This window comes from Sphingosinicella flava, assembly GCF_016025255.1.
GTDB classification, from domain to species: domain Bacteria; phylum Pseudomonadota; class Alphaproteobacteria; order Sphingomonadales; family Sphingomonadaceae; genus Allosphingosinicella; species Allosphingosinicella flava.
In genome coordinates this window covers 775656-799429 of the sequence record NZ_CP065592.1, presented here as the reverse complement: position 1 = coordinate 799429, position 23774 = coordinate 775656, and the positions used below count along the sequence as shown (strand labels likewise).

The following is a 23774-nucleotide window of genomic DNA, read 5'->3' as shown; positions in this document are numbered from 1 at the left end:
GAGAACGGCGGCCCAAAGCCTATGTTCCTAGCCATGGACAGCCCCAAATTCCTCGCCGGTCAGTTCCTGCTGGCCATGCCCGGCATAGGCGATCCGCGTTTTGAAAGGGCGGTGGTGGCGGTCTGCGCGCATGACGAGGACGGCGCGCTCGGTATCGGTCTTGGCCGCGTCGTGCCGCGCTTGCATTTCCACGATCTGTTGAAGCAGCTGGACATCGACCCGGGCGTTGCGCCCAACACCGTCATCCATCAGGGCGGGCCCGTCGAGCCCCAACGGGGCTTCATCCTCCACTCGCGCGATTGGGGCGGGGAGGGGAGCGTCGATGTCGCCGGCCAATGGTGCCTTTCCGCGACGCTCGACATTCTGAAAGCGCTCGCAGCGGGGCGCGGCCCGAGCCGCTGGGTCGCGGCACTCGGCTATGCGGGCTGGGCGGCCGGGCAGCTGGACGAGGAAATGACGCGGCACGGCTGGTTCACGGTCGAGGGAACGGCGGAGCTCATGTTCGATTGCGATGTCAGTCAGCGCTGGGACCGGGCCTTCCAGGGTGCGGGCATCGATCCCCGTCTCCTCACCAGCGAATCCGGCACGGCCTAATCTTCGCCATTCATTACGTGGCGCAGGCGAAGTCACATATAAAGATATCTTTATATTTGCCTTCCAGGCGCTGCGCGGCTAGGGAGCGCGCAATGTCGGCCGCCCATTAAGCGGCCTTCTTTCATTTTCAGGAGACGCAGTGTGGCGACGCAGGCCCAGACCAGCTTCAACGATTATGTGATCACGGACATCGGCCTCGCCGGTTTCGGCCGCAAGGAGATCGAGATCGCCGAGACCGAAATGCCGGGCCTGATGGCGCTTCGTGCCGAATATGGCGCGTCGAAGCCGCTGAAGGGCGCTCGCATCACCGGATCGCTTCACATGACGATTCAGACCGCCGTGCTGATCGAAACCCTGATCGAACTCGGCGCCGATATCCGCTGGGCCTCGTGCAACATCTTCTCGACCCAGGATCACGCCGCCGCCGCCATCGCCGCGCGGGGCATCCCGGTCTTCGCCGTCAAGGGCGAGACGCTGGAGGAATATTGGGATTATGTCGTCAAGATTTTCGATTGGGGGCAGGACACAACCTGCAACATGATCCTCGACGATGGCGGCGATGCCACCATGTTCGCTCTGTGGGGCGCGCGCGTTGAGGCGGGGGAGGACTTGTTCGCGCCGACCAACGAGGAAGAGGAAATCTTCGTGGCGACGCTCAGGAAGTTCCTCGCCGAGCGTCCGGGCTACCTCACCAAGACGGTCGAGACGATCAAGGGCGTATCGGAAGAAACCACCACCGGCGTTCACCGCCTCTATGAGCTCGCCAAGAAGGGCAAGCTCCCATTCCCGGCGATTAACGTCAACGACAGCGTCACCAAGTCGAAATTCGACAATCTCTACGGCTGCAAGGAATCGCTGGTCGACGCCATCCGCCGCGCCACCGACGTGATGCTGGCCGGCAAGGTCGCGGTCGTCGCCGGCTTCGGCGATGTGGGCAAGGGCTCGGCCGCTTCGCTCCGCAACGGCGGCGCGCGCGTCTTGGTGACCGAAGTCGACCCGATCTGCGCGCTGCAGGCGGCGATGGAAGGCTATGAAGTCGTGACGATGGAGGAAGCCGCGACCCGCGCCGACATCTTCGTCACCGCGACCGGCAATGCCGACGTCATCACGCTCGATCACATGCGCGCGATGAAGAATATGGCGATCGTCTGTAACATCGGCCACTTCGACAGCGAGATCCAGATCGGCGCGCTCGGCAACATGAAGTGGACCGAGATCAAGCCGCAGGTCGATGAGGTCGAATTTCCGGACGGCAAGAAGATCATCGTCCTTGCCAAGGGCCGCCTCGTGAACCTGGGTTGCGCCACAGGCCACCCGAGCTTCGTGATGAGCTCGTCCTTCACCAACCAGGTGCTGGCGCAGATCGAGCTGTGGACCAAGAGCGAGAGCTATAAGAACGAAGTCTATGTTCTTCCCAAGCACCTCGACGAAAAGGTCGCGGCATTGCATCTTGAGAAGCTCGGCGTGAAGCTGTCCACCCTGACTCAGAAGCAGGCCGATTATATCGGCGTGCCGGTGGAAGGGCCGTTCAAGCCGGATCATTATCGCTATTGATGGAAGAAAGAAGGGGCGCCGAGGGTGCCCCTTTTTCTTGGATTAAGCGTTGCCGGTAAGATCGATGGGGCGCTGACGAATCCAGCGCGAAGCGATGAGTTTCGTGCCTTTGGTGACAGGAAGCCCGGCATGCCGGGCTGAATCATCCGGCGTGCCGTCCTGATTTGTGTTTCGGAAGAGGATGGCATCGCCGGCGCGCCCTGCGCACCTTGAGGTCGGGCGCGAGGAAATGGGTTTCTCCTCCCTCGAAATCATCGTTGAGGTAAATGAGAAAGGTCAGGATGCGCTGGTTCTTCTCGCCCGCCATGGCATCGCTGTGCGGCCTGTATTGCTGGCCCGATTGGTAGCGAAGAATTTGTTCCGCCAGAGTTTCGCTCGCGGCCGCTATCCTGCGATTGAGGGCATGTAGGGCGGGATTTTCCTGGGCGATCGGAAAGGCGGCGGCATCTGAGGTTCGAACCGGGTGCTGCATTCTTTGACCCGTTTCAGGATGGATGATGACGGACGGCTGGAACAAGGGGCATGGCGGCATCGATCAGATACTCGCATTCGGCTTGCGAGAGGAAGTTTCGGAACAACCTGATCTCAGGCCGGTCGCTGACCCGGTCGGCCGGGATGGGGCGAAGCGGATCGCCCTCGGCTGTAAGCTCCATTTTCGAAAACACACGCACTTGCTTTTGAACAGCTGGTAAAACCGGAAAATTCGCCTCGGCTGTTGCCGCGCTGGGAATTGCTTCTATGGTGGCGGCAGGCTGCAACACCTCGATGTCGGGGTAGGTACGATCAGTATTTCAAGTTCCACATTGGCGTTGCTGGGTGTTGCTGGTGGGCTGTGGCTGGCCGCTTTCGCCTGGTTGACGTGGCGGGCGGCAGGACGGCTTGGAGCGGTTAACGAGCAGCAAAGGCAGGCTTCTTCCGCCCAGGCCTTGCTGGCGAGCGGGCCGGGATTGCCGCTTATTATTTCCCCAAAAGGCAGCCTCGATGCGGACCCGAGTCTATGGGAACGATTTGGACTTAAGCGCGCGGCCGACAAAGGAGAGCTTCGCGCGCTGGACGAGAGCTTAGCGGAAAAGGTCGCGGCGATCCGCGCCTCCGGCGCTACCTTTACGCATATGCTGCGCCCTCGGGGCACGTCGCGCGTCTTCATTGTGCAGGGCGGCCCCGCTCCCGCGCCTTATGCGCCGGGAACGCTCCTCCTCTGGTTCATCGACATTACCGAGAGCGAACGGAAGATGGAGGTGTTGCATGGGCAGAACCAGCGCCTGTCCAGCACGCTCGATGCCCTGTCGGCGCTGATCGAGGCGGCACCGTTTCCGATGTGGTATCGCGGCCCCGACCTGCGCCTTGCCATGGTGAACGGAGCTTATGTGGCGGCGGTGGAAGCGCCCGATGCGCTGACGGCGGTCCAGTCCGGGCTCGAGCTGGTCGACGAGAGCGATGGAAAGAGCCCGCTCAGCCAAGCCGCGGCGGTGCGGGAAAAAGGAGAAGCGGTGGCGCGCACGGTCCCGGCGACCGTCGCCGGTCAGCGCAGGATGATGCGGGTCGTCGAATTGCCGCTCGGCGAAACGGGCGTTGCTGGCTATGCGATCGACGTCGAGGAGCGGGAGCAGGCCCGCGCCGACCTTGCGCGGTTCATGCGGGCGCAGCGCGACATGCTCGACCGGTTGTCGGCGGGCGTCGTCCAGTTCAGCCGCGACCGCAGCCTGACTTTCTACAACCGTCCCTTCGCACGGCTTTTCGCCTTGCCGCTCGACTGGCTTGCCGACCGCCCGGAATTCGATCGCCTGCTCGACCGCATGCGCGAGAATAGGCAGCTTCCCGAGGTGCGCGACTATCCGCAATGGAAGGAGGAGCATCGCGCCTGGTTCACGTCCGGCATGGCGGCGGAAGAAGAGGATTGGCTGCTGCCCGGCGGCACCCACTTGCGCGTCGTTGCGCAGCCGCTGCCCGATGGCGGCCTCTTGCTGATCTTCGAGGACAGAACGGAACAGCTGCAACTTGCGAGCGCGCGAGACACCCTGCTCCGCGTCAGGACCGCGACGTTCGACAACCTGTTCGAGGCGGTGGGGGTCTTTGCTTCCGATGGGCGTCTGCAGCTCTGGAACAACAGGTTCCGGCAGGTGTGGCAACTGGAGGAGGAGGAGCTTGCCGCCCATCCTCGCATCGACGCGCTGTCGACCCGGCTCGCCAAGAAGCTGAAAAATCGCAGCCAGGGCGCGTTGATCCGCGAAATGGTGCGCAGCGCGACGGTGGAGCGAAAGCAGCGCACGGGGCAGGTGCAGCTGACCGGCGGGCGGGACTTCGAATTCGCCGCCGTGCCGCTGCCCGACGGCAATGCGCTTTTCACGATGATCGACGTGACCGACAGCCGGATGATGGAAGCCGCCCTGCGCGAGCGGAACGAGGCGTTGGTCGAGGCGGACAAGCTGAAGACCGCCTTTGTGTCCAACATGAGCTATGAGCTGCGCACACCGCTCACCTCGATCGCCGGCTTCACCGAAATGCTGGCCAACGGCTATGCGGGCGCGCTGCCGAGCGCGGCCAACGATTATGTCCGCGCGATCCTCGATTCCGTGTCCCGCCTCTCCAGCCTGATCGACAATGTCCTCGATCTGACCCAGAGCGACAGCGGCAGCCTGCTTCTCGCAGAGGATCATGTCGATCTGGCGGCCATGTGCGCCGCGTCGGCGGAAGGCGTGCGCGAGGCGGCTGAGCGCAAGGCGATCATGCTCGATATCGGGATCGATCCGTCGGTGGGCATCGTCGCGGGGGATCAGCGCCGGTTGCGCCAATCACTCGACAATATCCTCACCAATGCGGTGGGCTATACCGATTTAGGCGGCAAGGTGTCGCTGCGCGCGGTCGGCGATGCGCGGGGCGCGTCGATCACCGTTACCGACAATGGGCGGGGGATCGCCGCCGCGGACCGCGAGCGCGTGTTCGACCGCTTCCATCGCACCGCCGCGGCGATGGGCGAGGGGGAATCGGCGCTCGGCCTCGGCCTGCCGCTCGCCAAGCAATTCGTCGAGGCGCATGGTGGGCGGATCGAGCTTCAATCCGAACTCGGCGCCGGAACCACCGTCACCATCCTCTTGCCCCGCCAGGCGGAAGCGGAAATCGCGTCATGATCCGGTTGGCGGGCGAGGGCGAGACCGAGGCGCTGGGCGGGCGGCTGGCCGCTGTGCTTCGCCCCGGCGACGTGGTCGCGCTTCATGGCGATCTCGGGGCAGGCAAGACCGCCTTCGCGCGCGGCGTCCTGCGCGGCCTGGATTTTGCGGGCGATGTCGCGAGCCCGACATTCCCGATCGTCCAGGTCTATGAAGTCCCGGATCTGCGCTTTCCGGTCTGGCACGTCGACCTTTATCGCATCGAGGATTCGGCCGAGCTTGAGGAACTGGCGCTGGACGATGCTCGTCATGACGCCGCTTTGCTGATCGAATGGCCGGAACGGCTGGGCGCGGCGCTGTGGCCCGACAGCCTTCAACTGTTTCTCGACCGCGATGGGGAGGATGCGCGCGCCTTGACAGCCTCCGTGCCGCCCGCTTGGGAAGGGAGATGGCCCCTCCCATGATTCCACCCGCCGCCGCGCCCGATTTCCTCGCCGCTCACGGCTGGGGCGGCGCCGAAATTCGCCCGCTTGCGGGGGATGCCTCCTTCCGCCGCTATTTTCGGGTTCACCGGGGCGATGACACCGCCGTCCTGATGGACGCGCCGCCCGAGCATGAGGATGTCGGGCCGTTCCTGAAGGTGGCCGGGCACCTGCTCGACCGGGGTTTCCTGCCGCCCCGGCCGCTGGCGGTCGACCGGGAACGGGGCCTACTGCTGCTCGAGGATTTCGGCGATGCGCGGGTCGGCCCGTTCCTGTGGCGGCATCCTGGGCACGAACGTGAGATTTACGAGAGCGCGGTGGACATTCTCGCCGCCCTCGCCAGCCAGCCCGCGCCCGCCGATATCCCGCCTTACGACGAGGCGGCGATGGCGCGCGAAGCCGCGCTGTTTCCCGAATGGTATGCGCCGGCCCTGACGCTGGAGGTGGACGAAGCCGGATATCGCGCCGCCTGGCAACGAACCTGGGCCGAGGTCGCGGCTGAAGCGGCGGCCAATCCGGTCATGGTCCTGCGCGATTATCATGCCGACAACCTGATGGTGCTGGAGGGGCGGCGCGAGCTCGGCCTGCTCGATTTCCAGGATGCGCTGGCGGGTCACTCGGCTTATGACCTCGTGTCCCTGCTGCAGGACGCGCGGCGGGACATCGCCCCGGCGCTGGAAGAAGAGATGCTGGCGCGGTTCGTGGAGAAAGCGGAGATCGCCGACCCTGACCGCTTCCGCGCCCATTATGAAGTGCTGGGCGCGCAGCGGAACACCAAGATCCTCGGCATCTTCACGCGCCTCTGGAAGCGCGACGGCAAAGGCCATTATCTCGACTTTCAACCGCGCGTCTGGGGCTATCTGGAGCGCAACCTCGCGCATCCGGCCCTCGCGCCCGTCAAAGACTGGTTCGATGCGAACGTCCCGTCGGACAAGCGTGCCGCGGCTTGGGAAGCGACGCGCGCATGAGCCGTTACAAGGCGCCATTGTCCCTGCGGCCCGATCCCGGCGGCACCGTGCCCCGCACGGCAATGGTGATGGCGGCGGGCCTTGGCAAAAGAATGCGGCCGCTCACCGCCACGCGGCCCAAGCCGCTGGTCGAGGTGGCGGGCAAGCCGCTCATCGATCATTGCTTCGACCGGCTGCGCGCCGCGGGCGTGGAACGGGCCGTCGTCAATGTCCATTACCTCGCCAATGCGCTCGAAGCTCATCTGAAGAATCGAGTGCAAGATATTGATATCGCGATTTCAGATGAGCGCGACCTGTTGCTCGAAACCGGCGGCGGCCTGGTCCGCGCCTTGCCCATGATCGATGCCGATCCGTTTCTCGTCGTCAATTCCGACAATCTCTGGGTGGATGGTCCCGTCGATACGCTTCGCCTGCTCGCGACGCACTGGAACGATGCGGACATGGACGCGCTGTTGCTGCTCGTTCCGTTCGCCCGCGCCAATTGCCATGGCGGAAAGGGTGATTTCCACTTGGATGCGATGGGGCGGGTGCGGCGCCCCAGGCGCGGGACGGTGGCGCCCTTCGTCTATACCGGCATTCAGATGATCGCGAAGCGGCTGATCGCCGACACGCCCGAAGGCCCGTTCTCGACGAATTTGCTGTGGGATCGCGCCATTGCGCAGGGCCGCTGCTTCGGCGCCGTGCATCAGGGATTGTGGTACGATGTCGGCACGCCGGCCGCGGTCAAGAAGACGGAAATGCTGCTCGGCAATGAATGAAGGACGCGGCCCAAGCGTCTACACGATCCCGCCGCACCGGGCTTTTGCCGACGCCCTGGCCGCCGGGCTGATCGCGCGGCACGGGAAGGACAAGACCGGCCTTGCGGGCGGCATCGTCCTCGTCCCCAACAATCGTGCCGCGCGCGCCATATCCGACGCCTTCGTGCGCCGGTCGGAGGGCGGATTGCTGCTGCCGCGCCTGGTTCCGGTGGGCGATCCCGATCTCGACGAGCGGATCGGCGGGGCGCTGGAGCCGCTGGAGAGCGATCCCATACCGCCCGCCGTCGAGCCGATGACGCGGCTGATGATCCTCGCCCGGCTCGTCGAAAGCCATATGCCGGGGGTGGACGCCGCCGAGGCGCTGCGCCTTGCCGCCGATCTTGGCCGGGCGCTCGATCAGCTTCTGGTGGAGGAAATCGATCCGGCGCGCCTGTTTGGCATCGTTGAAGAAGCGCCCGATCTTTCGGCCCATTGGCAGGCCTCGCTCGATCGCCTGCGCCTGATCCTCGAGGATTGGCCGCGCACGCTGCGCCGTCTAGGCCGCATTGATCTCGCCGACCGGCGCAACCGCCTGCTCGACGCCATGGCGAAACGGTGGCGCAGGGAGCCGCCGCCGGGTTTCGTCGTCGGGGCTGGCATCACCACCACCGCGCCCGCCGTTGCCCGCTTGCTCGGTGTCATCGCCCGATTGCCGAACGGCACGATCGTCTTTCCCGGCCTCGACCGCGCGATGCCGGAAGCGGAGTGGCAAGCGCTTGGCCCGCACGAAGCCGATCCCGAAACCGGCAGGCGGGCGCGATCCATCGAAACCCATCCCCAATATGCGCTGAAACTGCTGCTCGACCGCATGAGCGTCGGGCGCGGCGAGGTCGTGGACTGGCGCTGGGGCGGGGGCAGGGACGCGCCTGCCAGCCGCAGCCGCGCCATCGCCAACGCCATGGCGCCGGCCCGCTACACCGGCAAATGGCAAAGCCTGCGCGCGCGCGATCGCAGCCTGTCCGGCGTCAAGGCCCTGGAAGTCGCCGACCCCGCGCAGGAAGCCCAGGCCATCGCCATCCTCCTGCGCGAAGCGGTGGAGACGCCCGGCCGGACGGCGGCGCTGGTGACGCCCGACCGGATGCTCGCCCGCCGCGTATCCGCCCTACTCGAACGCTGGAACATCGTGGCGGATGACAGCGCCGGCCGCCCGCTTGGCCAGACGCCCCCCGGAACGCTCCTTCTCGCGATCGCGGAAGCGGCGGCGGAGCGGTTCGCGCCCGTGCCCTTGCTCGCGCTCCTCAAGCATCCGCTGGTCCGCCGGGGCGAGGCGCGCCAGGCGTGGCTGGAGGGCGTCCGCTATCTCGATCTCGCCTTGCGCGGCCCGCGCCCGGCTGCTGGGCTTTCCGGCATCGCGGCGCATCTCGCCGCCGTCGCTGGGCGGGAAGCTCCGGTCGCGCGCAAGGCCCTCGATTGGTGGCATGGGATCGCGCCCTTGCTCGCACCTTTGGAGCAAGGTTTCGATACGGGGGCGAGCCTCGCCCAGCGCTTCCAGCTTCTGCGCGAAACGGCCGAAGCGCTGGCGGGCGCGGAAGCCTGGGCCGGACCCGCCGGGCGCGCCGCCGCCGATCTGTTCGAGGAGATCGAGGTCGCGGCGCTCGGCGGGCCGAGAGGCAGCGATATGCGTACCTTCCCCGCATTGCTGACCCAGATCCTCTCCGGCGTCGCCGTCCGTCCGCCTTACGGGCAGCATCCGCGCATCTTCATCTGGGGCCTGATCGAGGCGCGGCTGCAGCAGGCGGACCTGATGATCCTGTCCGGCCTCAACGAGGGTACCTGGCCTTCTCTGCCCGCGCCCGATCCCTGGCTCGCGCCGCGCATTCGCGCCGACCTCGGCCTGCCGGGCCTCGATCGGCGGATCGGCCTTGCCGCTCACGATTTCGCGAGCGGGCTGGGCGGGCGCCAGGTCGTCGTGACGCGGGCGCGGCGCGATGCGCGGGCGCCCGCCGTCGCATCGCGTTTCTGGCTGCGGCTGGAGGCGATGACCGGCGGCATGACCCGTCTGCCGGCCCACCGGCGCTGGGCCGAGGCGCTCGACCGGCCGGATCGCTACACGCCCGCTTCGCGGCCCGCACCGCAGCCTCCGGCCGTCGAGCGTCCCAGCTCCATATCCGTGACCGATGTGGATCGCCTGAAGGCCGACCCTTTCGCCTTTTACGCGCGCAAGATGCTGGGCCTGTCGATGCTGGAGGAGGTCGATGCCGATCCTGGCCCGGCCTGGCGGGGCAGCGCTGTCCACGCCATTCTGGAAGCCTGGGCCAAGGAAGACGGCTGCGACCCCGCGAAATTGCGCCCGCGCGCAGAGGCTTTGCTCGCAGGCAGCGCCGCCCACCCGCTGATGAAGGCGCTTTGGCAGCCCCGGCTTCTCGAGGCGGTGGACTGGATCGCGGAGGAGGTGGCGCGGCTCAACGCAGAGGGGCGAAAGGTGCTGGCGGCGGAATGCAAGGGGAGGGCGCAGGTCGCGGGCATCGATTTGTTCGGGGTCGCCGACCGCATCGACCGGGCGGCCGATGGCGGTCTGACCATCGTCGACTATAAAACCGGCATGCCGCCCGCCTCGAAAGCGGTCGCGGCGGGCTATGCGTTGCAGCTCGGCCTTATCGGCTTGATCGCCGAACGCGGCGGCTTCGAAGGGATCGAGGGGAAGCCGGAGGGTTTCGAATATTGGTCGCTCGCCAAGAAAGGGGGGAGGCTCGGCTTCATCGCCAGCCCCGTCGGCGGGAAGACCGCCATCGATCCGGCGGATTTCACCGCTCTTGCCGCCGCCAATTTCGCCGATGCGGCCGCCCAATGGCTGACGGGCGATGCACCGTTCACCGCCAAGCTCCATCCCGAATATGCGCCTTACGGCGATTACGATCAGCTGATGCGCCTCGACGAATGGTATGGGCGCGAGGATTGAAGAAAGTGCGGGAGCCGCGATGGGCTCCCGCGATGGCGCGGCTTAATTGCCGTTGCCGGTGACGCCCCGCTCATAAAGCTGGATGCAGCTGTCGGCCGCGTCGCTGCGCGGGCAGGGGGGATAGCCGCTACGGCTGGTCGGCGTCGCCATGCCGCTCATCGCCGCATAACCGGATGCGTCGACGGGTTCGTAAGGGCCGCCCTGGCCCGTATAGGTGCCGCTGCCGTCGGCGGGCATGGTCATGCTGTCGTCCATGGCGGCGGTGGCGGTGCCGTTCATGTCCCGGTTCATGGCGAGGTTCGCGCTGGTGCGGACGCCGCGCTCGTAAAGCTGAATGCAGCGGTCGTCGCTTTCGGCGCCCGAGCAAGCCGGATAGGCCGACGTGACGGGCGTCGGGCTCCAGCTGCCATTGTTCCACATCATTTGTGCGGAGGCCGCGCTGCCCATCGACATGGCAACAGCGGCGAACATCATCATCTTGGTCTTCATCTCAAAGGCTCCCGTTTCGGCAGCCCATATGGGCGCCGTACACGCCCCCATGCTCTGTTGGGGATAAAACGAACCTTTGCGGCAAAAGTCTCCGGCGCCCCAATTCGGTTCTCGGCGCTTTCGAGGCGCGCGCGCGCCGGATGCTGCCTTGCGCGCGGCGAGCCGTTCAGCCGATTGGGTTATCCAAGGATGTGGGCGGCACGGAGAACCAGCGCGGGCCTTCCGCCGTCATATGGAAGCAATCTTCGATCCGCACGCCAAACTTGCCGGGGAAATAAAGACCCGGCTCGTTGGAAAAGCACATGCCGGGCGCGAGCGGAGTCGTTTCGCCATGGACGAGGTTCACCGGCTCATGCCCTTCAAGGCCGATGCCGTGCCCGGTGCGGTGCGACAGGCCGGGCAGCTTGTAGCGCGGGCCGTAACCCAAGCTCTCGTACCAGCCGCGCACGGCATCATCGACGCTGCCCGCGCTCGCGCCGATCTTCGCGGCGGCGTGTGCGACGCCCTGGCCGCGCCGCATCGTTTCCCAAACCTCGCGCTGCTCCTTCGTCGGCTCTCCGAACACGAAGGTGCGGGAAATGTCGGATTGATACCCTTCGACCGTGCAGCCGCTGTCCATCAGCACGATCCCGCCTTCCTGCACGACCTGCGGCTTTTCCGATCCATGCGGATAGGCCGACGCCTCGTTGAGCAGGACGAGCGCGAATTCCGGCGATCCGCCGAGCGCGGCCATCGCTTCGGTCATCATGCGCGAAATGTCGCGCGCCGCCATGCCCTTTTCGACCCGGGCGTGAACATGGCGATAGGCGGCCATGGTGATATCGCTCGCGACCTGCATCAGCGCGATCTCGGCGGGCGACTTGATCATCCGGCAGGCGCGGACGACCGGCGCGCCCGCCGTGACGCGTGCCTGGGGCAGAGCGTGGGCCAGCGCATCGCTGGCGAAGAAGCGCACCGTTTCTTCGATCCCGATATTGCCTTGGCCGAGCTTCCGGTCCTTCAGCCACCCGGCAACTAGGGCGATCGGATCCTCGTCCTCCTGCCACACACGCACATCGCCGGGCACCGCCAGGCTTTCCCGGATCGACGGCTCCTCGAAAAACGGCGTGACGATGCCGATATCGCCCTCCGCTGGGAGGATCGCCGCCGTCAGCCGCTCGCTCCGCCACCAGCGTATGCCGGTGAAATAAACGAGCGATGCGCCAGGCTCGATGAGGAGGGCGCTCATGCCCCTCTCGCGCATCAGCCGCTGCGCCTTCGCGATGCGCGCAAGCCGTTCCTCGCGCCCGATCGGCACGGCGCGCGCCGCGAAGTTGGGGAGTGCGGCACCCTGGGTCCAGCCCGGCACCGCCATCATCGCCGCCGCCCCGCTGCCTATCGCCAGAAAGTGCCGGCGGTCCGTTTCGATATTCATCCCCCGAAAGTCCCATGCTCGTCGATTTGTGCTGGCAGGATAAAGCTTTTGGCGATCCACTCAAGCAAGGGATGTGAAGGGAGGCAACATGAAGAAGCTATATTTGTTGGCCACGGCGATTGCGAGCTTTGCTGCACCGGCTGCGGCTCAAGAGTGGCCGGAAGACATGGCGCGGCCTGCCACCTATCCTTGGGAAGCGCTCTGGCCGCTCAACAATTCCGACGATGTCACCAAAATTCTGCTTGGCAGGTCTTATCTTGCGCAGAGCAGAAATTATTATGATTTCGCTACCGAGCGGCACCCTAGCGGGATGGCAGATAATTATTCCGTCAATGTACGTTTTCGCGCGGATTTGCCTGGCGGTAATATTGTGAGCCGGATCTCGGTCATGAACATCGGTGACACGGAAGCATTTACCGGCACCGGGATTAGTGGACAGGTCAAGCTTGTTGGAACGGAGCCGCTGGGCCCTCATACTTGCCGGCAGGTGGAATGGACAATGCGCAAAACGTCCAACGTGATCGTGGGCAACAAGGCTGGATATGTATCCAAACTTGAACTCTATTGCTTTGATCCCGCCAAGAAATCCTGGTTCCCGGTTAAGAATGCTACGTCGACAGCAGGCTAAACCTCTTTCCTCACCAGTTTGGCAGCGTCGCGGTTCCAGCCGGCCTTGCCTCACCGCTGCCGCGCCGCTCCGGTCTTCATCTCCGGAAAACCGCATGTTCGTCGATTCATGCTGGCAGAATAGAGCTTTGAAGGTCCAGTCGAAGCTGGAGGCGGGGGTATTTTGACTAGGGAGCGAGTATGAAGACCATGAAATTCGTCCTGGCCGGACTCGGCTTCGTTGCCGCCGCCGCGGGTGCGCAGGAATGGCCGGAAGATATGGCCCGGCCGGAGACCTATCCGTGGGAGACGCTGTGGCCGCTCAACAATCCCGATGATGTGACAATGCTCGTTTTGAGCGATGCGCAGAAGAAGGCGTTTAACGACTACACCGACTTCGCGATGGAACGCCATGCGTCGGGAATGGCGCGCCCCTTCCATCGGGAGGGGGATTATCGTCCTGAATTGAACGGCTACGGTATTTTACAGCGCATCAGCGAAATGAACGTTGGCGATGTGGAGACTTGGAAGGGCAAAGGCTATAACGGGCAATTCAAGCTCGTTGGGGCGGAGCTTGTCGGTCCCCACACTTGCCGCCAGGTAGAATGGACGATGAGCAACCCGACCAACGTCATTCGTGGCAATGCGGCGGGCAAGGCTGTGGCCTATAGGTTGTATTGCCTTAACCCCAAGAATGAGAAGTGGTTTGAGGTTCGCTGACCAGACCCCATCTGCATAAGCGATGATCTTAGCGGGTGACGAACGCTCCCGGCGGCTTCTATAGAAGGGACATGAGCGGGAGCGTTCGTTCGTGTTGAACAGGTTGAGGCCGCTTGCGCGGCTGGAGGGCGACCAGCTCCGCGCTTCGCATCCCGGCCATCACGCCGCTCTGTCCGCGTCGGCGGGGACGGGGAAAACTCATGTCTTGACCGCTCGGGTATTGCGCCTCCTGCTTCGCGGCGCCGATCCATCTTCCATTCTTTGCCTCACCTTCACGAAGGCTGGTGCTGCCGAGATGGCCGACCGCATCCATGCGCGGCTCGCTTATTGGGTGCGGTTGAAGGATACAGATTTGGGGCAGGAGCTGATCGCCCTTGGCGAAGATCCGGGGCCGGAAGGCAGGGCGCGGGCACGAACCCTTTTCGCCCGCGTGCTCGATGCCGCAGGCGGCGGGCTCCGCATTCAGACGATTCATGCTTTCTCGCAAGCGCTGCTCGCGGCTTTTCCCGCCGAAGCCGGGATGATTCCGGGCTTCAAGCCCCTCGACGGCCGGGAGGAAAAGCAGCTCGCACGGCAGACCCTGGCCGACTTGCTGGTTCGCGCCGAAACGGGTGGGAATCTCTCCCTGATCGCCGACGTGCAGTCGCTCAGCCATCGGCTGGGCGAGGCCGGGGCGGAAGGCTTCCTGATGCAATGCGCGCGGGCGCCGGACGCGATGGCGGCCCTCGGCGCGGCGCCTGGGATTGAGGCGCGGCTGCGGCGGGCCTTCGATCTTCCGTCCGGCAATATCGAAGAACGGATCGCAGGTCTTTGCGACGACGCCATGTTCGATCTCGGTTTGCTCGATCGCATTTCGGCCGCCAATCGCGCCTGGGGCACCGCGACGGGCCTCAAATGCTGCGAAGCGATCACGGCTTGGCGGGCACGCCATGCTGGTGAAAGGGCGGCGGCCTTATCGGACCTGGCCGAAATCGTGCTCCGCAAGGACGGTGAAATGCGCGCAGTCGCCAAAGGACAGATCGGCGCAGATCCCGATTATGAACGGCTCGCCGCCGACCTGGCGGAATGCTGCAAAACCCTAATCGAAATGCGGGCCAAGGCGGCTTTGGCAAAGGCGCTCGCGGCCGGGCTGCGCGCGGGGCAAGCCTTTGCTTTCGCTTATGCCGATGCCAAGCGCGCGGCGGGGGCGGTCGATTTCGACGATCTGATCCGGACCGCCGAAAGGCTGCTGCTGACGCCAGGCATGGGCGACTGGGTGCGTTACAAGCTCGACCAGCGCACCGATCATATCCTGATCGACGAAGCGCAGGACACGAACGAGCGGCAGTGGAACATCGTCCGCGCCCTCGCTCTGGAATTCTTCGCAGGCGAGGGCGCGCGCGGCGGCGGCGAATTCGAACCGCCGGGCAGGCGCACCATCTTCACCGTCGGCGATTACAAGCAGGCGATCTTCGGTTTCCAGGGCACCGATCCGGAAGCGTTCGAAGTCGCGCGCGCCTGGTTCGGGCGCGAGGCGGAGGCGGTGGCAACCCGCTTCCTCGACCTGTCGATCAGCCGCAGCTTCCGTTCCTCACCCGCCATCCTGTCTTTCGTCGACGCCTGGCTCGATGACCTGGGACCGCAAGGACTGGGGCTGCTCGCTCCGGCGGAGGCGCACGAAAGCCACCATCGCGGCCGGGCCGGTTCGGTGACGCTCTGGGCCCCCTTTACCGCCGAAGGCGGGGAGGGAGAGGAGATGGATGAAGGCGAGGAGGGGTGGATCGGCGATGCCACCCGCCGCTACGCCGCCGCGCTCGCCAAGCAGATCCGCAACTGGCTCGACCGGCCTTTCCTGGTGGCGGGCGGGAAACGGCCGCTGCGGCCGGAGGATATCCTGATCCTCGTCCGCCGCAGGAGCACGCTCGCCGGCCTGATCGTCGCGCGTCTGCATGCCGAAGGCGTGCCGGTGGCAGGCATCGACCGTCTGCTCCTCAACGCGCCCCTCGCCGTGCGCGACCTCATCGCAGCCATACGCTTCGCGCTTCAGCCGCTCGACGATCTCAACCTCGCCAACCTGCTCGTCTCGCCGCTCTTCGGTTGGACCCAGGATGCCCTTTATGCGGCGGCGCGCGGTCGTCAGGGCGCACTCTGGCCGCATCTCCGCGCCAAGGCGGGGGTGCCGGATACGGTGGAAGCTCTCGTCGGCCTCCTTGGCATGGCCGATCTGACGACGCCTCACCGCTTTCTTGAAACGATTCTGTCCGGTCCGATGCAGGGCAGGCGCAAGCTCATCGAGCGCCTGGGCCATGAAGCGCGCGACCCGATCGAGGAATTGCTCGCCGCCGCCCTGGATTTCGAAAGCAGGGGCACGCCGTCGCTTCAGGGTTTCCTCGACTGGTTCGCGCGCGGCGATGTCGAAATCGTGCGCGATCCTTCCGCGCCGCTCGACGCCGTCCGGGTCATGACCGTCCATGGGTCGAAAGGGCTTCAGGCGCCTGTCGTCATCCTTGCCGACGCAACGGTCGATCCGTCGCGGAAGCGGGAGAGCAAGGCAGCCTTGCGCTTGGACGGCGATCTAGAGGTGCCGGTCTTCCGGCCGCGCAAGGATGAACTGTTCGAGCCGATGAAATCCGGGATCGCAGCGCAGGAGGCGCGGGACCGCGCGGAGCATTGGCGCCTTCTCTACGTCGCGCTGACGCGGGCGGAGGAGCGGCTTTATATCGGCGGCGCGCTCGGCCCTGCCGACCGCAGCGGTCCGCCAGCCGACAGCTGGTATGCCGCCATCGAACGGACGCTGACCGGCCTTGGCGCGGAATGGCGGGACATGCCCCTGTGGCAGCGTGCCCGTATCCATGGCGAGACCGAAATGCCGGGGAGACGCTCCGTCGACGCCGCCCGGCAGGCTCCGCCGCCGCTTCCCGGGTGGCTGTTTCGCCCGGCGCCGGAGGAAGCGCGCCCGCCGCGACCATTGGCGCCTTCGTCGATCGCCGATGACGATGTCGCCGATCCGCCGCCTTCCCCGGCTCTTCGCCTTGCCGCCGAACGCGGCAAGCTGCTCCATCAATTGTTCGAGCGGCTGCCTGGCGTGCCGCCTGGCCTTCGTGCCCAACGCGCCGATGATTGGCTGGCGCGGGCGCGGGGCGTCGACGATTCCGCCTTGCGCAAGGAATTGGTGGACAGCGCCTGCGCGATCATCGCCGATCCGCGCTATCGCGACCTTTTCGGGACGGATGCCTTCGCCGAAGCCCCGATCGCGGCGGTGACACCCGACGGTTCGGTCATTTCCGGAACGGCGGACCGCCTGCTCATCGGCAAGGAGCGCATCCTCGTCGCCGATTTCAAGACCGGCCACCGTGCGCCGGCCGCGCCCGACGGCATTCCCGTACCTCATCTGCGCCAAATGGCGGCCTATGTCGCGGCCCTGGAAGTTATTTTTCCCGGCAAGAGGGTGGATGCGGCCTTGCTTTACACCAGCACGCCGGTGCTTCACCCGCTTCCCGCCGCCTTAATCGACCGCTACCGGCCCGGAGCGGCTTGAGGCGCGGCATTTGCTTTCCTAAATGCGACCCAAGATTCTTCAGGAGAACATCCATGGCTACCAAGACCGTCACCGACGCTTCCTTCCAGCAGGACGTGCTGGGCGCTTCCGGGCCCGTTCTGGTCGATTTTTGGGCGGAATGGTGCGGTCCGTGCCGGATGATCGCCCCGGCGCTCGAGGAGATCAGCAACGATCTCAATGGCAAGGTGACGATTGCCAAGATCAATATCGACGAAAACCCCGATGCTCCCGCCAAATATGGCGTGCGCGGCATCCCGACGATGATCCTGTTCAAGGACGGCCAGCCCGCCGCCACCAAGGTGGGCGCCGCTCCGAAGGGCGCGATCCAGAGCTGGATCGAGGGGCAGCTCTAACCCAACCCTCTCCCCGGTGAAGAAGGGATTAAAGAGGGGCATGGCCAATGCCGCTTCATACGGGTGACGAGATATGAAGGCGCTGCAACCCGCGCGCCTTCTTCTCCCTGGTTCAATTGACTTGCATGGGGTGTAACCCTACATCGCCCGCGACCATTTCGCGGGGCGCGGCGCGTCACGGCCGTCTGTGAAATAACACAATAGATTTAAGACAGGATCGCCCATGTTCGGCGGATTTGCCAAAGCCATTTTCGGATCTTCCAACGACCGCTACGTCCGTTCGCTCCGCAAGATCGTCGACAAGATCAATGCGCTCGAGCCCGAAATCCAGGCGATGAGCGACGAGGAATTGAAGGGCCAGACCGCGCGCTTCCGCGAGCGGTACGAGGCTGGCGAAACTCTCGACGCGCTCTTGCCCGAAGCCTTCGCCACCGTGCGCGAGGCATCGGTCCGCGTACTCGGCATGCGTCATTTCGACGTCCAGCTGATCGGCGGCATCGCGCTGCACCGGGGCGAGATCGCCGAAATGCGGACGGGCGAGGGCAAGACGCTGGTGGCGACGCTTCCCACCTATTTGAACGCCATTCCCGGCAACGGCGTCCACGTCGTCACGGTGAACGACTATCTCGCCCGCCGCGACGCGGACTGGATGGGGCAGGTCTACCGCTTCCTCGGCATGAGCGTCGGCGTGATCGTCCCGAACCTGAGCGACGTGCAGCGCCGCGACGCCTATCACAGCGACATCACCTACGCGACGAACAACGAGCTCGGTTTCGACTATCTTCGCGACAACATGAAGTACGACCGCGCGCAGATGGTGCAGCGGCCCTTCAACTACGCCATCGTCGACGAGGTGGACTCGATCCTGATCGACGAGGCGCGCACCCCGCTCATCATCTCCGGCCCGACCGACGACAAGTCCGAGCTTTACAAGAGCGTCGACGCCATCGTCCGGAACATGGTCCCGGAAGATTATGAGGTGGACGAGAAGCAGAAGTCCGTCGTCCTCACCGAAGACGGCACCGAGAAGATGGAGCGCCTGCTCGAGGAAGCGGGCCTGCTCGTCGGCGCCAACCTCTACGATTTCGAGAACACGCAGGTCGTCCACCACGTCAATCAGGCGCTGAAGGCGAACGTGATCTTCAAGGCCGACGTCGACTACCTGATCTACGAGGGCAAGGTCTGCATCATCGACGAATTCACCGGCCGCATGCTGGAAGGCCGCCGCTGGTCGGACGGCCTTCATCAGGCGGTCGAGGCCAAGGAAGGCGTCACCATCGAGCCGGAGAACCAGACGCTCGCCTCGATTACCTTCCAGAATTATTTCCGCATGTATCCGAAACTTTCGGGCATGACCGGCACCGCCGCGACGGAAGCGCCGGAATTTTACGACATCTACAAGATGAACGTCGTGACCATTCCGACGAACGTGCCGGTGCAGCGCCTCGACGAGGATGACGAATTCTACAAGAATCAGGCCGACAAGTTCGCCGCAATCACGACGGCGGTGAAGGAGAAGCAGGAGCTGGGGCAGCCGGTTCTGGTCGGCACCGTGTCGATCGAAAAATCGACCGCCTTGTCCAAATATTTCACCGCGGAGGGCATCAAGCACAATGTCCTCAACGCCAAATATCACGAGCAGGAAGCGCATATCGTGGCGCAGGCGGGCCGGATCGGCGCCGTCACCATCGCGACCAACATGGCGGGCCGCGGCACCGACATTCAGCTTGGCGGCAACCTCGAATTCCGCATGGCCGACGAGCATGCGGACCTGACGCACGGCACGCCCGAATATGACGCCAAAGCCGCCGAGATCCGCGCCGAGATCGCCGAGGAAAAGCAGCGCGTGCTCGCCGCGGGCGGCCTGTTCGTACTCGGCACCGAGCGGCACGAAAGCCGTCGCATCGACAATCAGCTGCGCGGCCGTTCGGGTCGCCAGGGCGATCCGGGCCTGTCGCGCTTCTACCTTTCCCTCGACGACGACCTGCTGCGGATATTTGGCCCGCAGACCATGTTTGCGCGCTTGATGAACAAGAATCTTGCCGACGGCGAGGCGATCGTGTCGCCCTGGATATCCAAGGCGATCGAGACCGCGCAGAAGAAGGTCGAGGCGCGCAATTACGACATCCGCAAGCAGGTCGTCGAATATGACGACGTGATGAACGATCAGCGCAAGGTCATTTACGAACAGCGCGCCGACATCATGGACGCCGAGACGGTGGGCGACGTGGTCGTCGACATGCGGTCGGAAACGGTGAACGGCATCGTCGGCGAGGCGTGTCCGCCGAACTCCTATCCCGAGCAGTGGGACGTCCCGCTTTTGAAAGAGCGGCTGCAGCAGGTTTTCGGCCTCACGCCCCCGATCGACGATTGGGTTCAGGAAGAGGCCGTGGACCCCGAAATGCTGGTGGAACGCGTGCTTGCCCTCGCGACCGCCCAAGTCGACGAAAAGACCGCGCAGCTTCCGCCCGAAACCTATGTGCAGGTCGAAAAGAGCATCCTGCTTCAATCGCTCGACCATCATTGGAAGGAGCATCTCGCGATGCTCGACGCGCTGCGCCAGGTCGTCCACCTGCGCGCCTATGCGCAGAAGAAGCCGATCGACGAATATAAGCACGAAGCCTTCCAGATGTTCGAGCGCATGCTGGGCGCGATCCGGGAGGACGTGACCCGCACCCTGGCCTTCGCCCAATTCAACTGGTCGCCGCCGCCCGAGCCTGTCCTGCCGGACTTCGTGACGACGCATATCGACCCGCTGACGGGCGACGACGATACCGCCGATATCGACGCGGCCACCGGCAACATCATGTCGCGCCTTGCGCCGATGCAAGGCGACCGGCCGGAAATGCCCGCCAACGTCACGCAAGCGGTGATGACGGGCGAGGAGCCGATCAGCCGCAACGCCCCATGTCCCTGCGGTTCGGGCCGCAAGTACAAGCATTGCCACGGGGCTTTGTGAGATAGCCCTGTCCCGGCGAAGGCCGGGATCGGGTGCATTAAAAGCTGGGCCCCGGCCTCCGCCGGGGCACAACTAATTCAGGCCAGCTTCAGCCCTTCCTTGTGCATTGCGGCCGTAAGTTTCTTGTTCTGCTCTTCCGACAGCATGGAATGGAACTCGGGGAAGATGCGGTCTTCCTCTTCCCGGATATGGGCTTCCAACATGGTGCGGAATTCCTTCACCTTGGCGAGCCATTGCGGGCTGTCCTTGGGGATATTGTCCATTTCGTAGAGGAACGTCTTCACATAGCCGTGATCGGAATTGAGGTGATCGGCATCCGCCGCTTCATTCGCTTCGCGAAGCGCGGGGTAGATGACATTCTCTTCCTCCATCGCATGCTTGCTGAGCGCATGCTTCAACTGCATGGTCAGCATACCGCGCATCATCGCCTGATCGTCGCGCGTCGCTTCGATTTTGTCGAAGATGGCGAGCGTCATCTCGTGCTCGTTCCTGAGGCTTTCGAACCAGTCCGACCGGCCAGTCGCGAATTGCACGATGAACTTGCGGCCGAAATTGGCGGCAAAGCCCGCCGCGACCCCCGCCACCGCCGCGCCGATTACCGCCGTGCGGCCGCCATTGTCCCAGCTGAACGCGCTACGTCCCGAACCGCCGCGCTGGCCGGTTCCCGCATTGCTGCTGTTTTCGCTGGTGCTGCTTCTATTGCTTTTGTTGGCGCTTGTGGCGCCACGATCGACCGTCCGGCTGCGGCTCGTCGTGCCATTATTCCTGCTGCTGCTTCTGCTCGTTTCACGCGTTGCCATGAGGGCCTCCTTCTTCTGCCGGTTGAACCGCCACCGAGGCTCCTGGGTTCCGCAGTGCGCGGTGTTCAAAGCGTTGAAAACGGGCGTGAAACGGCAAGCCGCTCTATCTCTGCGACGGCCCTCATGGGCGGGGGGGGCAAACGAAAAAGCCCCGGCCGGGGCCGGGGCTTCATGCCGAGGGGTCGCTAGAGCCAAGTGGCTCCCCGGGCCTGATTCGAACAGGCGGCCGTCCGATTAACAGTCGGATGCTCTACCGCTGAGCTACCGGGGAACAGCCTCATGGGCGAGCAGGGCTATAGCAGCGCTTTTTTCGGAATGGCAAGCGGCTTGGCGCGTCAAACCGTAAATTGTTCCATGGCGATCCGCTCGTCGAGCGCATGTTCCGGGTCGAAGAGCAGGGTCAGAGCCTCCGCCCGGTCGGCCTTCACCTCCACCCGTTCGACTTGCCGAACCTCGAACTGGTCGGCGACTGCCGAGACGGGACGCTTGTCGGGGTCGAGTACGCGCAGGGTGATCGTCATGTCGTCGGGCAGGATCGCGCCCCGCCAGCGTCGCGGGCGAAAGGGGCTGATCGGCGTCAGCGCGACGAGCTTCGATCCCAAGGGCAGGATAGGGCCCTGCGCCGAGAAATTATAAGCGGTGGAGCCCGCGGGCGTCGCGACCAATACGCCGTCGCAAGCCAGTTCCGGAATCACCACCCGGCCGTTCACCGACACTTCGATCAACGCCGTCTGGCGCGTTTCGCGGAGCAGCGACACTTCGTTGATGGCGGGGCTGCGGTGGGTTTTGCCCTTCACGCTCACCGCCTTCATGGCGAGCGGGAGGACGGAAAAGGCCTTGGCGGCTTCGACACGGGCTTCCAGCAGCTGCGGCCGCCATTCGTTCATCAGGAAGCCGTAGGTGCCCCGGTTCATGCCGAAGACCGGCTTCAGCTTCTTCTTTCGAAGCATGGCGTGCAACGTCTGGAGAAGAAAACCGTCGCCGCCTAATGCGATAAGGAGATCGGCTTCATCCGTAGGCACGAAATCGTACAGCGCCTTCAGCTCCGCTTCGGCCGCCTTCGCGGCGGGCGTGCGCGAGGCGACGAGCGCCATCTTCTTCGGATCTGCCATAAGTCCATTGCTAGGACGGCAAGGCCGATCCGGCAAGGAAGCGCGGAAAATCGCCGTTGCCGCGCGCTCGCGCGGGGCCTAGCTAAGGGGCCTTCGCAACGGAGAGAAGATGCCGGAATCCCAATCGCCCTTGTTCGTCTTTTCTCCGCGTCACCGGGAGGAATTGGAGCGATTGTGCGGGGAAGCAGGCTGGTGCCCCGTCTTTCCTGGCCAAGCCGAGCATAGCGCTGACGCTTTCGCCGAATCCGGCGCCTGGGTCGCGGTGGTCGACGCACGGGGCGCGATGGGGCCGGCGCGGCGCGCCGTGGCGGCCATCACGGAGGTCGCCGAGGAGGACCGTAGCGCCCTTCTCCTCATTCTCGAGGAGGACGATGCCGACCAGCTGACCTGGTTCCGCCGCAACGGCGTCACCCATTTCGTGCTGACTCCGCTTACCGCGCGCACCTTCACCGAAGCGGTCAATTACGCCGCCCGTTATGCCGAGCGCCTGTCCGGCGGGCGGCGGCGCGGGCTTCGCGGCCAGACCCGCCCGGCCGCGATGCTGACCGAAAGCAAGCGTAAGCGGCGCAGGAAGCGGCTGGAGATCGATCTGCCGATGGCGCTGGAGCGGGGCGAGATCCAGATATTGTTCCAGCCTCAGATCGATATTGCGAGCGGCCGTATCGTCGGCGCCGAGGCCTTGGCCCGCTGGCACCATCCGGCGCTGGGCGTGATCGGCGCTGAAACCCTGTTCGACGCCGCGGAGCGGTCGAACCTGCACCTGGCCTTGTCGCGCACCATCCAGGCCAAGGCGCTGAGCGAAGTGGCGTCCTGGCCCGCGCATCTTTCCGATATCCGCGTGTCGATCAACATCACGGCGGAGGATCTCGCCGCGCCGGGTTTCGTGCGAAATTTCCTCGCGCTGGTGGACGGGGCAGGGGTGGAGAGGACGTGCGTGACCGTCGAAGTGACGGAAAGCGGCCTCATGAAAGACCTGCCCGCCGCAGCGACCTTGCTCTCACAGTTGCGCGAGGCGGGGCTCCATGTCGCCATCGACGATTTCGGCACGGGATATTCCAGCCTCGCTTACCTGCAGGCGTTGCCGATCGACTATCTGAAGGTCGACAAGTCCCTGTCGGTCGACATTGCGGGATCGACGCGCGACCGGATCGTGGTGAAGAGCATCATCGATCTGGCCCGCTCGCTGGACCTGCGCGTCGTCGCGGAAGGTGTGGAGACCGAGGAGCAGCTGGAACTGCTCGCCGCGCAAGGCTGCGCCCTGTCCCAGGGCTATCTGCACTCCCCGCCCATCACGAGCGCGGCGCTGGCAGAGCTGGTCAGGCGCTGAGTGTTCCCCGGCGAAGGCCGGGGTCCAGCGGCGCTGAAGCTGGATTCCGGCCTTC

Annotated in this window: 19 protein-coding genes and 1 tRNA gene; 13 read left to right on the top strand and 7 right to left on the bottom strand. The window is 64.9% G+C overall.

The features are described 5' to 3' along the window. Positions 1-33: 33 nt before the first annotated feature. Positions 34-594: a YqgE/AlgH family protein gene (locus IC614_RS04135; protein ID WP_200972580.1), complete on the top strand. Its 561-nt coding sequence runs from the start codon at positions 34-36 to the stop codon at positions 592-594. Positions 595-735: 141 nt separating this feature from the next. Beyond that, the gene (ahcY, locus tag IC614_RS04130; RefSeq protein WP_200972578.1) at positions 736-2148 is read left to right on the top strand and encodes an adenosylhomocysteinase; all 1413 of its coding nucleotides are present in this window, start codon (positions 736-738) and stop codon (positions 2146-2148) included. A 142-nt stretch (positions 2149-2290) separates the two neighbouring features. Here ahcY and IC614_RS04125 read toward each other — a convergent pair whose 3' ends face one another. Then, positions 2291-2620: a 2OG-Fe(II) oxygenase gene (locus IC614_RS04125; RefSeq protein ID WP_200972576.1), complete on the bottom strand. Its 330-nt coding sequence runs from the start codon at positions 2618-2620 to the stop codon at positions 2291-2293. A 13-nt stretch (positions 2621-2633) separates the two neighbouring features. Then, positions 2634-2906, bottom strand: coding sequence for a hypothetical protein (locus tag IC614_RS04120; RefSeq protein WP_200972574.1), 273 nt, complete (start codon positions 2904-2906; stop codon positions 2634-2636). A gap of 96 nt (positions 2907-3002) precedes the next feature. On the opposite strand from IC614_RS04120, the gene IC614_RS04115 reads away from it, so the two are divergent. From IC614_RS04115 to addB, 5 genes are read left to right on the top strand one after another with little or no spacing between them, the layout of a single operon-like run. Further along, a complete protein-coding gene (locus IC614_RS04115; protein ID WP_200973089.1) occupies positions 3003-5276 on the top strand; it encodes a PAS domain-containing sensor histidine kinase in 2274 nt (757 codons plus the stop codon). Then, entirely contained in the window at positions 5273-5719 is a 447-nt protein-coding gene (gene tsaE, locus IC614_RS04110) for a tRNA (adenosine(37)-N6)-threonylcarbamoyltransferase complex ATPase subunit type 1 TsaE (RefSeq protein WP_200972572.1), read from the top strand. Before IC614_RS04115 ends, tsaE begins: the two co-directional genes overlap by 4 nt. Then, positions 5716-6705 (top strand): aminoglycoside phosphotransferase family protein, encoded by a 990-nt coding sequence (locus tag IC614_RS04105; protein ID WP_200972562.1) that lies wholly within the window; start codon positions 5716-5718, stop codon positions 6703-6705. Before tsaE ends, IC614_RS04105 begins: the two co-directional genes overlap by 4 nt. Further along, the gene (locus tag IC614_RS04100) at positions 6702-7463 is read left to right on the top strand and encodes a nucleotidyltransferase family protein (protein ID WP_200972560.1); all 762 of its coding nucleotides are present in this window, start codon (positions 6702-6704) and stop codon (positions 7461-7463) included. Before IC614_RS04105 ends, IC614_RS04100 begins: the two co-directional genes overlap by 4 nt. Next, complete coding sequence (gene addB / locus IC614_RS04095; protein ID WP_200972558.1) at positions 7456-10401, top strand: double-strand break repair protein AddB; 2946 nt, start codon at positions 7456-7458, stop codon at positions 10399-10401. Before IC614_RS04100 ends, addB begins: the two co-directional genes overlap by 8 nt. Before the next feature lie 42 nt (positions 10402-10443). On the opposite strand, the gene IC614_RS04090 is transcribed toward addB, so the two are convergent. Together IC614_RS04090 and IC614_RS04085 are read right to left on the bottom strand one after the other, a co-directional pair. After that, on the bottom strand, positions 10444-10890 hold the full coding sequence (locus IC614_RS04090) for a hypothetical protein (protein WP_200972556.1): 447 nt from the start codon (positions 10888-10890) through the stop codon (positions 10444-10446). A gap of 166 nt (positions 10891-11056) precedes the next feature. Further along, positions 11057-12304, bottom strand: a complete 1248-nt coding sequence (locus tag IC614_RS04085) for a M24 family metallopeptidase (protein WP_200972554.1) — start codon at positions 12302-12304, stop codon at positions 11057-11059. Between the two features lie 88 nt (positions 12305-12392). On the opposite strand from IC614_RS04085, the gene IC614_RS04080 reads away from it, so the two are divergent. The 5 genes from IC614_RS04080 (at position 12393) to secA (ending at position 20480) form a co-directional block, all read left to right on the top strand. Continuing rightward, the gene (locus tag IC614_RS04080) at positions 12393-12932 is read left to right on the top strand and encodes a hypothetical protein (protein ID WP_200972552.1); all 540 of its coding nucleotides are present in this window, start codon (positions 12393-12395) and stop codon (positions 12930-12932) included. 179 nt (positions 12933-13111) lie between these two features. Next, positions 13112-13630: a hypothetical protein gene (locus IC614_RS04075; RefSeq protein WP_200972550.1), complete on the top strand. Its 519-nt coding sequence runs from the start codon at positions 13112-13114 to the stop codon at positions 13628-13630. A 91-nt stretch (positions 13631-13721) separates the two neighbouring features. Then, on the top strand, positions 13722-17147 hold the full coding sequence (gene addA / locus IC614_RS04070; protein WP_200972548.1) for a double-strand break repair helicase AddA: 3426 nt from the start codon (positions 13722-13724) through the stop codon (positions 17145-17147). A gap of 53 nt (positions 17148-17200) precedes the next feature. Beyond that, a complete protein-coding gene (gene trxA / locus IC614_RS04065) occupies positions 17201-17521 on the top strand; it encodes a thioredoxin TrxA (protein WP_200972545.1) in 321 nt (106 codons plus the stop codon). A 223-nt stretch (positions 17522-17744) separates the two neighbouring features. Beyond that, the gene (secA, locus tag IC614_RS04060) at positions 17745-20480 is read left to right on the top strand and encodes a preprotein translocase subunit SecA (RefSeq protein WP_200972543.1); all 2736 of its coding nucleotides are present in this window, start codon (positions 17745-17747) and stop codon (positions 20478-20480) included. Between the two features lie 77 nt (positions 20481-20557). On the opposite strand, the gene IC614_RS04055 is transcribed toward secA, so the two are convergent. The 3 genes from IC614_RS04055 to IC614_RS04045 form a co-directional block, all read right to left on the bottom strand. Continuing rightward, a complete protein-coding gene (locus IC614_RS04055) occupies positions 20558-21280 on the bottom strand; it encodes a hemerythrin domain-containing protein (protein ID WP_200972541.1) in 723 nt (240 codons plus the stop codon). A gap of 196 nt (positions 21281-21476) precedes the next feature. After that, a tRNA-Asn gene (locus tag IC614_RS04050) sits at positions 21477-21551 on the bottom strand. Positions 21552-21615: 64 nt separating this feature from the next. Beyond that, a complete protein-coding gene (locus IC614_RS04045; protein WP_200972540.1) occupies positions 21616-22392 on the bottom strand; it encodes an NAD kinase in 777 nt (258 codons plus the stop codon). 109 nt (positions 22393-22501) lie between these two features. Here IC614_RS04045 and IC614_RS04040 point away from each other — a divergent pair, with 109 nt between their 5' ends. Further along, entirely contained in the window at positions 22502-23719 is a 1218-nt protein-coding gene (locus tag IC614_RS04040; protein ID WP_200972539.1) for an EAL domain-containing protein, read from the top strand. Positions 23720-23774: the final 55 nt, after the last annotated feature.

Excerpts from the sequence above, each read along its gene's own strand:
- IC614_RS04135 (WP_200972580.1), top strand. The coding sequence starts at position 34 with ATGGACAGCCCCAAATTCCTCGCCGGTCAGTTCCTGCTGGCCATGCCC.
- IC614_RS04125 (WP_200972576.1), bottom strand. The coding sequence starts at position 2,620 with ATGCAGCACCCGGTTCGAACCTCAGATGCCGCCGCCTTTCCGATCGCC.
- tsaE (WP_200972572.1), top strand. The coding sequence starts at position 5,273 with ATGATCCGGTTGGCGGGCGAGGGCGAGACCGAGGCGCTGGGCGGGCGG.
- IC614_RS04105 (WP_200972562.1), top strand. The coding sequence starts at position 5,716 with ATGATTCCACCCGCCGCCGCGCCCGATTTCCTCGCCGCTCACGGCTGG.
- IC614_RS04100 (WP_200972560.1), top strand. The coding sequence starts at position 6,702 with ATGAGCCGTTACAAGGCGCCATTGTCCCTGCGGCCCGATCCCGGCGGC.
- addB (WP_200972558.1), top strand. The coding sequence starts at position 7,456 with ATGAATGAAGGACGCGGCCCAAGCGTCTACACGATCCCGCCGCACCGG.
- IC614_RS04090 (WP_200972556.1), bottom strand. The coding sequence starts at position 10,890 with ATGAAGACCAAGATGATGATGTTCGCCGCTGTTGCCATGTCGATGGGC.
- IC614_RS04085 (WP_200972554.1), bottom strand. The coding sequence starts at position 12,304 with ATGAATATCGAAACGGACCGCCGGCACTTTCTGGCGATAGGCAGCGGG.
- IC614_RS04080 (WP_200972552.1), top strand. The coding sequence starts at position 12,393 with ATGAAGAAGCTATATTTGTTGGCCACGGCGATTGCGAGCTTTGCTGCA.
- IC614_RS04075 (WP_200972550.1), top strand. The coding sequence starts at position 13,112 with ATGAAGACCATGAAATTCGTCCTGGCCGGACTCGGCTTCGTTGCCGCC.
- trxA (WP_200972545.1), top strand. The coding sequence starts at position 17,201 with ATGGCTACCAAGACCGTCACCGACGCTTCCTTCCAGCAGGACGTGCTG.
- secA (WP_200972543.1), top strand. The coding sequence starts at position 17,745 with ATGTTCGGCGGATTTGCCAAAGCCATTTTCGGATCTTCCAACGACCGC.
- IC614_RS04055 (WP_200972541.1), bottom strand. The coding sequence starts at position 21,280 with ATGGCAACGCGTGAAACGAGCAGAAGCAGCAGCAGGAATAATGGCACG.
- IC614_RS04045 (WP_200972540.1), bottom strand. The coding sequence starts at position 22,392 with ATGGCAGATCCGAAGAAGATGGCGCTCGTCGCCTCGCGCACGCCCGCC.
- IC614_RS04040 (WP_200972539.1), top strand. The coding sequence starts at position 22,502 with ATGCCGGAATCCCAATCGCCCTTGTTCGTCTTTTCTCCGCGTCACCGG.